This window comes from Neisseria sp. P0009.S007, assembly GCF_051962515.1.
Window position 1 is genome coordinate 1 of the sequence record NZ_JBQCVF010000553.1, and the last position, 1,000, is coordinate 1,000.

At 49.4% G+C, this 1,000-nt stretch carries 1 protein-coding gene and 2 pseudogenes; 1 reads left to right on the forward strand and 2 read right to left on the reverse strand.

Annotated elements, in window-relative coordinates; genetic code table 11:
- Positions 1-142, forward strand: a pseudogene (locus ACTHS3_RS14745) (acyltransferase); the annotation flags it as partial.
- A 62-nt stretch (positions 143-204) separates the two neighbouring features.
- Here ACTHS3_RS14745 and ACTHS3_RS14750 read toward each other — a convergent pair.
- Both ACTHS3_RS14750 and ACTHS3_RS14755 read right to left on the reverse strand, forming a co-directional pair.
- The gene (locus ACTHS3_RS14750; protein WP_070606256.1) at positions 205-660 is read right to left on the reverse strand and encodes a four-helix bundle copper-binding protein; all 456 of its coding nucleotides are present in this window, start codon (positions 658-660) and stop codon (positions 205-207) included.
- A gap of 217 nt (positions 661-877) precedes the next feature.
- A pseudogene (locus tag ACTHS3_RS14755) lies at positions 878-1,000 on the reverse strand (ABC transporter substrate-binding protein); the annotation flags it as partial.

Sequence of the window (1,000 nt, forward strand, 5' to 3'; positions counted from 1 at the left end):
TGGTGTTACCATCGGTAAGGGCGCGGTAATCGGCGCAGGTTCGGGGGTTACCAAAGATGTGCCGCCTTATTGCGTGGCTGCGGGTAATCCTGCGATTGTTCGGAAAAAACTGCTCGATGAGCAAGAGCTTGCAGCCGAATAGCGTGAATAAAATAGCAAAATAAAAGGCCGTCTGAAATTCAGACGGCCTTTTTTCAATAGTGCTTAAGCGGCAATTTTTTCGCATTCTTTAATGCAAGCCAAGCAAGATTCGTAGCAGGCTTTGCATTCAGCGTGGTGGCTGGCGTGTTCTTTGCAGGCGGCAGCACATTGTTTGCAGGCTTCGATGCACACTTTTGCCAAAGACGGGGTCAGGCGTGAATTTTGGGCAGCGAGGTTTTGCAATGTGCCGCACAGTGCCAACATTTGGTTAGCGCCGGCTGCGCAGTCTTTCATGGAGGTATCGCCTTCGCTCAACAGGGCGATGCAGTGTGCCAGACAGATTTGACCGGCTTCAACGCAATGTGCGGCCGCTTTGCGCGCAGCTTCGTAGGCGCGCGGTGCAGAATGCGCGTGACCAACATGGTGTGCATGGCCTGCATGGTCGTGAGCACGGGCGAAAGAAGCGGCGGCGGTGAGGGAAACAGCAGCAGCGCTGCCGATAAATTGACGACGGTTCATAAGATAGAGTCCTTTTTGCTTTGTGGAAATATCGGACGAATTATTTCATCCATTATTAAAAGGTTATCATGTTATTCGTTTTTAAACAATGGGCCGTCTGAAGATATCGATAATACGTTCAGACGGCCTGTTGTTAGGTATGATATTTGTTTAAATCAATCAAAAATCGGATAGCTGAAATACGGCCAAGTGACTTTTTGCCGAGAAAATAGTCGGTTTATTCCGCCAACAATTCTTCCGGTTTGACTTTCTCTCCATACACGGGCAAGAGGGTTTTTTCATAGGCGGCTTTCAGACGGCCGTCTTTTTTCATGGCGGCGATTTCGCCGTTGACCCAGTT

Bases quoted from the DNA above. Each gene is read 5' to 3' on its own strand.
- ACTHS3_RS14750 (WP_070606256.1), bottom strand. From the start codon at position 660: ATGAACCGTCGTCAATTTATCGGCAGCGCTGCTGCTGTTTCCCTCACC.